Origin of the sequence: Marinobacter shunpengi (assembly GCF_045449715.1) — a bacterium.
GTDB lineage: Bacteria > Pseudomonadota > Gammaproteobacteria > Pseudomonadales > Oleiphilaceae > Marinobacter.
In genome coordinates this window covers 325,500-334,374 of sequence record NZ_JBJJLA010000009.1, presented here as the reverse complement: position 1 = coordinate 334,374, position 8,875 = coordinate 325,500, and the positions used below count along the sequence as shown (strand labels likewise).

The 8,875-nt window shown below is 60.6% G+C and carries 5 protein-coding genes; 4 read left to right on the top strand and 1 reads right to left on the bottom strand.

Annotation, left to right across the window (positions count from 1 at the left end; translation table 11 throughout):
* A partial coding sequence (locus ACJO3T_RS04605) for a methyl-accepting chemotaxis protein (protein ID WP_406977926.1) occupies positions 1-1,673 on the bottom strand: 1,673 nt, incomplete at its 3' end.
* A 260-nt stretch (positions 1,674-1,933) separates the two neighbouring features.
* Here ACJO3T_RS04605 and ACJO3T_RS04600 point away from each other — a divergent pair.
* The 4 genes from ACJO3T_RS04600 to ACJO3T_RS04585 all read left to right on the top strand — a co-directional run bounded on the left by ACJO3T_RS04600 (position 1,934) and on the right by ACJO3T_RS04585 (position 8,757).
* Positions 1,934-3,313 (top strand): DUF1329 domain-containing protein, encoded by a 1,380-nt coding sequence (locus ACJO3T_RS04600; protein ID WP_406977925.1) that lies wholly within the window; start codon positions 1,934-1,936, stop codon positions 3,311-3,313.
* 220 nt (positions 3,314-3,533) lie between these two features.
* Complete coding sequence (locus ACJO3T_RS04595) at positions 3,534-4,916, top strand: DUF1329 domain-containing protein (protein ID WP_406977924.1); 1,383 nt, start codon at positions 3,534-3,536, stop codon at positions 4,914-4,916.
* A gap of 251 nt (positions 4,917-5,167) precedes the next feature.
* Positions 5,168-6,871, top strand: a complete 1,704-nt coding sequence (locus tag ACJO3T_RS04590) for a carboxylesterase/lipase family protein (protein ID WP_406977923.1) — start codon at positions 5,168-5,170, stop codon at positions 6,869-6,871.
* A 245-nt stretch (positions 6,872-7,116) separates the two neighbouring features.
* Positions 7,117-8,757 (top strand): carboxylesterase/lipase family protein, encoded by a 1,641-nt coding sequence (locus ACJO3T_RS04585; protein ID WP_406977922.1) that lies wholly within the window; start codon positions 7,117-7,119, stop codon positions 8,755-8,757.
* Positions 8,758-8,875 lie beyond the last annotated feature (118 nt).

Below are 8,875 nucleotides of genomic sequence, written 5' to 3'. Positions count from 1 at the left end.
ACCAGTTCACGCAGCCGCTCGCCCAGTCGTGCCAGTTCCTGGCTGGCCTCGTTGGTCTGGGTGACGCCGGTGTCGCTGTTCTGGGCCGCCTCCACGATGCGCACCACGTTCTTGTTGATCTCCTCGGCCACCTGGCTCTGCTCCTCGGAGGCCGTGGCGATCTGCGTCACCTGATCGTGGATGTGCTCCACCGACTGCTCGATGGTGCTCAGGGCCGAACTGGCGTGGTTGATACGCTCCACAGTCTCCTCCGACAGGCCCTGGGAGGAACGCATGCGCTCCACCGCGCTGCGGGACTCACGGATAAAGCCATCGATCATCTCGCGGATCTGGCCGGCGGACTCGCCACTGCGCTTGGCCAGCTGGCGCACCTCATCGGCGACCACGGCGAAGCCACGGCCATGCTCGCCGGCCCGGGCGGCCTCGATGGCGGCGTTCAGGGCCAGCAGGTTGGTCTGGTCGGTGACTTCGTGGATCACGTCCAGCACCTTCTGGATCTCGTCACTGCGGGAGGCCAGGGCGTCGATGGCCTCGGCGCTTTCCAGGATATTCCGGGACAGGCTGTTCACCGACTGCTGGGAGCCGGCCATGGTCTGGCCGCCATCCTTGGCCAGGCGGTCGGCATCCGCCCCGGCCTGCTGCACCTCGTTGGCGTTCTTCGAGATCTGGTGGATGGTGGCGGCCATCTGGTTGATGGCGGAGGCGATCTGGTCGGTCTCTGAACCCTGGACCTGCACCGAGGCGCGGGTCTCTTCCGCCACCCGGCTCAGTTCCTCCGCGGCCGAGGCCACCTGGTGGGTGGTGTCGCCCACTTCGCGAATGGTGCTGTGAATCTTGCCTACAAACGCATTGAACTGGTGTCCCAGCTCGGCCAGTTCATCGTTGCCATCGTCCGGCAGGCGGCGGGTGAGGTCGCCTTCGCCTTCGGCAATATCCTGCATGGTGCGAGTGACATTGCGCAGGGGCACGGTAACGGTCCGCCCCATGAAAATGCCGAAGCCTACGGCAATGACCACAATCACCAAGGTGATACCCAGGATGGTCAGCAGGGCACTGCGAATCTGCGCATTGATTTCTTCCCGCGCGGCCGCCACGGCATGGTCGATATCAGTAATGTAGACACCGGCGCCGATCACCCAGTTCCAGCGGTCCAGGGTGATGGAATAGGACAGCTTGGGCTCGGGAACTTCTTCCGCCGTTGCAGGGTTGTCGAACTCGTAACGGAAGAAGCCGCCGCCATTCCGGCCCACTTCAAACAACTTGGCCAGCAGTGCCTTTCTTGCCGGTGTCGATTCCTTGGATGGGCCCTCCATGCTGGGGTCCGGAGCGTAAATCAGCATATAGGAGTCGTCACGATAAGCATAAAGGTAGTTGTTATCGCCAAACACAATGGAGCGGAGCTTGTCCCGGACTCGTTCCTTCGCCTCCGCTTCCGGATAGGCTTGCTCGTCGTACTCCTCGCGGATCAGCGCACGTGCACCTTCAACGAGATTCTTCAGGCCGGTCTTGTGAGCTTCCAGCAGGTTGCTGCGCAGGCGTTCGACCTCGGCCTCACCGTCGGCACTGAGCTGCTGAGCGGTGACCCATGCCACGGCGCCGGCGGTTACCAGCACAGGAACCAATACGGCTATTAATAGACGTGAACGGATACGCAGTCGTTCCACCAGTTTCATGTTAAAACTCCAAGGTTAAAAGGACATCGGGCCGGGAAAACTGTGTATTTATTATCCGGGTTTGTGGCGGGAGTGCCGTTCCAAAATGTAACCTGACATACCGCCTGTGCAGGCATAACGGCTTCTGTGGTCATTTCTTGAGAGCCTGGTGTCGGACGGGGAGCCGCATTCCACAACACTGCATTCACCATGTCCTTTAGCCGGCAGGGGCGGCGCCCGCGTTCCTGCTGTTATCCATACTGGTCCAGGGATGTAAAACCATGTACAAGAAACTGATCCCCGCCCTCTGTCTTTCGTTGTTGATGGCAAACTTGATACCAACGGCTAGTGCTGCCGTTTCCCAGGCCCAGGCCAATCGTCTGGGCAATAGCCTGACCCCCTTTGGCGCCATTCGAGCCGGTAATTCCGACGGCACCATTCCCCGCTGGACCGGAGGTGATATCACCATTCCGGAAGGCTATGAGGGAACCGGTGACCACCACATCGACCCGTATCCCGACGATGAGCCGCGCTATGTGGTGACCGCCGACAACCTGTCGGAGTACCGTGACGTGGTGCCGGACGGTGCGGCGGCGATGCTGCAGGCCTATCCGGAAACCTTCAGGCTACGGGTGTTTCCCACCCGCCGGAATCACACCGCACCGGACCACATCGCAGAGAACACCCGCAGAAATGCCACCAGCGCCAGCCTGGTTGACGGGGGCAATGGCGTGCAGGACGCGTTCGGTGGACACCCGTTCCCGATCCTCCACGGCTCCAGTGAGGAAAAGGCCATGCAGGCGGTGTGGAATCACATCACCCGCTGGCGCGGCCGGTATACCGAGCGGGAATTCGCCGAAGTGGTGGTGGTCCAGGGCCAGTTCCGCCCCATCACCATGCGACAGGAGGTCTTCTTCAACTGGAACAAGGAAGGTGGCAGCGCGGAAACCCTCGACAACATCATCAACTACTACCTGTCCACGGTGCTGGCGCCCGAGCAATATGCCGGTGGCGGTATTCTGGTGCACGAGACCCTGGACCAGGTCAAAGAGCCCCGTACGGCCTGGGGCTTCAGTGCCGGTGAGGTTCGCCGCGCCCCCAGCCTGGCCTACGATGCGCCGATTGCCTCATCCGGCAACCTGCGGACCGTGGACGACACCGATGTTTTCAATGGCGCCCTGGACCGCTACAACTGGGAGTACCAGGGGGTGCACGAAAAGCTGATCCCCTACAACAACTACGAACTGTCCAGTGACCGGTACAGCTACGACGAGGTACTTGGTGACCATCACCTGAACCCGGACCTGACCCGATGGGAACTGCACCGGGTACATGTGGTGGAGGCCACCCTGCGGGAGGATGCCCGCCACCTCTACCACAAACGGGTGTTCTACATTGACGAGGATAGCTGGAACATCGCCCTGGCGGACCAGTACGATGATGAGGGCAATCTTTGGCGGGTGACCATGGCCATGCTGAAGAACTTCTACGATATGCCGGGCGTGTGGATTGATATTGCCGCCTATCACGACCTCAAGGTCCGCCGGTATCACGTGCAGGGCCTGGTCAACGAAACCGAGGGTTCGCGGGTGTTCAGGGACGAGTTTCCGGGTAAGCGGTACTTTTCTCCCTTCACCCTGCGCCGAAGGCTGTCCGAGTAAACCCCTTTGTTAACTGGTGTTAAATGAGCGTGATAGGTTGCTCGCCACTGTGTAACGGCGTGTAACCGCCATGTTTTGAGGTGGCATGGCCATGAAAAATAGTAAAGAATGAGACCAAATCCCATAACGTCCATGAGACCTGCGCGACAGGAGTCTGTGAGTGGCGGACTCCTGTTATGTTCTCAAAACAATAAGATGGTCTGCCCAGATGTACGAGACTATGCGAAAAAACCTGATCCCCGCACTGTGCGTATCATTGCTGGCCATGGTCAGCGTGACGTCCACCCAGGCCGCTGTTACCCAGAATCAGGCGTATCGCCTGGGCAACAGCCTGACGCCATTCGGTGCTGTCCGTGCCGGTAACTCGGCAGGCACCATTCCCCGCTGGACCGGTGGTGATACCACCATTCCGGACGGTTACGAGGGAACCGGTGACCACCATATCAACCCCTATCCCGACGATGAGCCCCGCTACGTGGTCACCATCGACAACATCGAAGAGTACCGGGACGTGCTGCCGGACGGTGTGGCGGCGCTGATCAACCGTTACCCGGAAACCTTCAAGGTTCGGGTCTTCCCGACCCGACGGACCCATACCGCGCCCGAGCACATCATTGAGAATACCCGTAGCAACGCCACCTCCGCTTCCCTGGTGGATGGCGGTAATGGTATCCAGGATGCCTTTGGCGGCCATCCGTTCCCGATCCTGCATGGCTCCAACGAAGAGCAGGCCATGCAGGCCATGTGGAACCACCTGACCCGGTGGCGTGGCCGGTACATGGAGCGGGAGTATTCCGAAGTGGTTGTGGTCGGGGGCCAGTTCCGCCCGGTAACCATGCGCCAGGAAGTCTTCTTCAACTGGAACAGGGAAGGCGGCAGCGCGGAAACCCTCGACAACATCATCAACTATTACCTGTCCACGGTGATTGCGCCCGAGCAGTACGCCGGCGGCGGTATCCTGGTGCATGAAACCCTTGACCAGGTAAAGGAACCCCGCAAGGCCTGGGGCTTCAGCGCCGGTGACGTGCGCCGTGCTCCCAGCCTGGCCTACGACGCCCCGATTGCGTCCTCCGGTGGCCTGCGTACGGTAGATGATACCGACGTGTTCAACGGCGCCCTCGACCGGTACAACTGGGAGTACAAGGGGCTTGAGGAAATGGTCATCCCCTATAACAACTTCCAGATCACCAGTGACGAGTACACCTACGACGAAGTGCTTGGTGACCAGCACCTGAACCCGGAACTGATGCGCTGGGAGTTGCACCGGGTGCATGTGGTGGAAGCCACACTGCGGGAGGATGCCCGCCACCTGTACCATAAGCGGGTGTTCTATATCGACGAGGATAGCTGGAACGTGGCCGTGGTTGACCAGTACGACGACAGCGGCAACCTCTGGCGTGTCACCACCGCCATGCTCAAGAATTTCTACGACATGCCGGGCGTGTGGACGGACCTGGAGGCCTACCATGACCTTCACAAGGGCATTTACCATGTGATTGGCCTGACCAACGAATCCGACAAGACCCGTACCTTCTCGGATGACTTCCCCGGCAAGCGTTACTTCTCCCCGTTCACCCTGCGGCGGCGTCTCTCCGACCAGTGAGGCGATTTGCAGAACATGTCACAAGGAAGTGACACGACTGACCATCTCCCGCAACACTTGCTCCGCGGGGCTCCAGACAGCCCCCATTGCCTCCCTTTAATCTGTGTACAGGTTTTCGACCCTTCGATTCCCGAAGGGAACGGTCCTCCCTCGAAAACATCCCTGTCCGGTCATTCCCGGCCAGGCCACAAGAACAACAGATTGAGGCTGACTGAACAATGAAACGGTATAACAAGAACAGGTTCTGGCAGATGTCCCTGAGTACTGCGCTGGCGGCGACACTGTTGGCGGGGTGCGGTGGCGGTGGGGGCTCCGGGTCCGATGACGATCCGATCGGGTCGGTGGATACCGAGGTCACGGTCAGCCAGGGCGCCGTGAACGGTACCCTGGAGTCCGGCATGATTGCCTTCCGGGGTATTCCCTATGCCAAACCGCCGGTGGGCAACCTGCGTTTCGCACCGCCCGAGCCCGCGAATGCCTGGGACGGAGTGCTCGAGGCGGATGCGTTTGGTAACAGTTGTCCCCAGTCCGGCAGTGCCTTCAACGGCTTCCAAGACAGCCTGGACGAGGACTGCCTCTTCCTGAATGTCTACACCCCTGAAAGGGGGAGCGATCTGCCGGTGATGGTGTGGATCCATGGTGGTGCCTTTATCACCGGTTCCGGTGGCAGCTCCTATGAACCCTCACGGCTGGTGGCGGAGGATGTAGTGGTGGTTACCATGAACTACCGCCTGGGTATCCTCGGTTTCCTGCCGGTGGACGGCCTGCCCGAGGGCAGTGGTCAGTATGGTCTGATGGACCAGCAACTGGCGTTGCAATGGGTACAGGACAATATCGAAGCCTTTGGTGGCAACCCGGACAATGTAACCATCTTTGGCGAATCCGCCGGCGGCCACAGCGTGCTGTCACAGCTTGTCTCCGCTGGAGCCGGCACGGGCTCCGAGGGCCTGTTCCACAAGGCCATCGTGCAGAGCGGGGCTTACCAGCCGACGCAGATTCCCCAGGCCTTTGGTGAAGCCAATATCGGCGACCCGGTTATCGCTGCCCTGGGCTGTGATGACTCGCCCGATGTGGCAGCCTGCCTGCGGGACGGGAGCATCGACGCATCGGCTATCCTCGATGCCCAGGGTGATCTCTGGTTCAACCCGACATACGGAGAGGGCATGTTGCCGTACTCTATCCAGGACGCACTGGATAACGATGCCTTCCCGCAGACGATCCCGGTCATGACCGGCAATAACCTGAACGAGGGTCGTCTGTTCCTGGCGTTGGATGAGGTGTCTGCATTGGTGGCGGGCTCCATGGACACGGTGACGGAAGCGGAGTACGGGACCGAAGTGGCCACGCTGCTGGCTTCAGACCCCCGGGGGCTGGATGCTGCCAGAATCGCGGAGGATTATCTGGATACCACGCCGGCAAGCAGCGGTGGCGAACTGATCACCCCCGCCTTCGACGATTCGGCAGGCGATGAGAAGTACACTCTGGCCCTGGCCTCCATCCAGACCTCCTGGCGTTTCGCCTGCAACCAGTTCGACCAGATCGAAAGCCTGTCGGATCAGGGCGTGAGCGCCTTCGGTTACTGGTTTACAGATCAGGATGCGCCGAGTCTGTTCGGTCCCGAGCTTACCGCCGGCCTGAGCTTCGACCTGGGCGCCGCCCACGCTCTTGAAATCCAGTACGTGCTGAACTCCGAAGACACCATGCGTGCCCGGGATGCTACCGATGCCCAGATCGCCCTATCCGAACAGATGATCCAGTACTGGGTCCAGTTCGCCCGCAATGGCGATCCGAGCGCCAGCGATGGCACGGCCACCTGGCCGACCTTCGGCACCAGTGGCGAACTGATGGCGCTGGAACCGTCCACCCTGGGTAACGATGCCCTGGTGAATGCCAGTGCCGCCCAGGACGCCCACAACTGTGACTACTGGGACAATCCTCCCATCGTAGCGCCCTGATCGTGCGGCCCAGCCCGGGGAATGACGCAAGGTCGCTTTCCCCGGGCCGGCTTGTGTGCCCACGGATAATCCACTGAACAAAACTTCAGTCTCACCTGACGCCTCACATTGGAACTTCCTGCTCCAGACAGCTACCGGCTACGGGATTACCCTCTCTGTGCATACCTAATAAAGCGAATGCTCGCTTTATTAGGGCAATGACGAATGAACGGATCCTTCCGAAACAATAACAATGAGGCATTAACATGATATCCATACGAAACAGGGCCTGGCCGCTGGCGTTCGGGGCTTTTCTTGGCTTGGCACTGCTCACGGGCTGTGGCGGCTCTTCCTCGGGCTCTGACAACGACACCGACAATGAGCGTCCGGCCAACGTTCGCGAAACCCAGCAGGGCCAGGTGGAAGGCGTCAGGGAGAGCTATGGCCTGGCTTTCCGCGGCATCCCCTACGCACAGCCTCCGGTTGGCGATCTGCGCTATGCGGATCCGGTGCCCGCCGAGCCCTGGGACGACACACTGGTGGCGGACGAGTTCGGTGGGAGCTGTATCCAGCCTGCCAGTACCTTCGGTGCATCCGAGTCCACCGAGGACTGTCTCTACCTGAACGTTTATACCCCGGAAGAGGCCGAGGGCAGACCGGTGATGGTCTGGATCCACGGCGGCTCCTTCGAGACCGGGTCCGGCGGTGACAGCTATACACCATCCGGGCTGCTCAAGCATGATGTGGTGGTGGTCACCGTGAACTATCGCATGGGCGTGCTGGGGTTCCTGTCCCACCCGGACCTGGATGGCCCGTCCGGCAGCTACGGCATCATGGACCAGCAACTGGCCCTGCAATGGGTGCAGGACAACATCGCCAACTTTGGGGGTGACCCGGGCAACGTCACCATTTTCGGCGAGTCCGCTGGTGGTGCCAGTGTGCTGACCCATATTGCCTCCCCCGCTTCTGGGGATCTTTTCCACAGGGCCATTATCCAGAGTGGTGCCTATATTGGTCAGATAGACCAGCCCACCCAGGCGACGATGCAGGCTGCCGGAGACACTTTCTACGATGGGTTGGGGTGCGGTGACATCGACTGCATCCGCGACCTGGACGCCCAGACTATCCTCGAGGCCCAGCAGGCGGCGGGGCTGAGCTATGTGCCAAGCCTGCGCTCGGACATCCTGCCGAAGGATGTAAAGACCTCCCTGGCCGATGGGGATTACAACAAGGTTCCGGTGATCGCAGGCAGCAACCTGGATGAAGGCCGGCTGTTCGTGGGTATTGCCGAACTCACCCGGATCGGCGCGCTGATCGAGGGTGGAGCCACCCCGGAGGATGCCGCAGCCCAGGCCATGCTCAAGGAGGAGGACTACCGGGACGAAGTGGTCGCCCTGGTGGGTGAGGACGACGCCGATGCGGTGGTGGCCGAGTACGACACGGCGGACTACGACAATGTCAGCATCGCTGTCAGCGCCATCAATACCGACATCCGCTTTGCCTGCCCGTCCGTGCCCCAGTTGCAGCAGTTGGCTGCCGGCGGTGAGATGGTGTATGCCTACGAATTCACGGACCGGGATGCGCCTTCCATTATTCCTGCCGGGAACACCTTCGACCTGGGGGCCGCCCACGCCTTCGAGATCCAGTATGTGTTTGGAAACCGCGCCAGCCGGGAGGCCAGGGGCATGACCGATGAAGCCTCACTGGATCTGGCAGACGCCATGACCGCCTACTGGGCGTCCTTCGCCACCAACGGTGATCCCAACACCAGCGACGGTACCGGGGTGATGTGGGAGAACGTCCAGGCCAACAGCAACATGCTGGAACTGGACCCGGCGCAGATCGGCAACCTGGCGGTGAATGACTTCTCAACCCGCCACAAATGCGGATTCTGGAATGACCTGTAAGCCGGCGGTCCAGATCAGGGGGCGCCTTCGGGCGCCCCTTTTTTGTAAATCACCGTTTCCTGATGAATAATGGAACGCCATTTCGTTAAACAGAAAACCCACCCACGACTTTTCGTAA

Coding starts and splice junctions, on each gene's coding strand:
- ACJO3T_RS04585 (WP_406977922.1), top strand. CDS start 7,117: ATGATATCCATACGAAACAGGGCCTGGCCGCTGGCGTTCGGGGCTTTT.
- ACJO3T_RS04600 (WP_406977925.1), top strand. CDS start 1,934: ATGTACAAGAAACTGATCCCCGCCCTCTGTCTTTCGTTGTTGATGGCA.
- ACJO3T_RS04595 (WP_406977924.1), top strand. CDS start 3,534: ATGCGAAAAAACCTGATCCCCGCACTGTGCGTATCATTGCTGGCCATG.
- ACJO3T_RS04590 (WP_406977923.1), top strand. CDS start 5,168: ATGTCCCTGAGTACTGCGCTGGCGGCGACACTGTTGGCGGGGTGCGGT.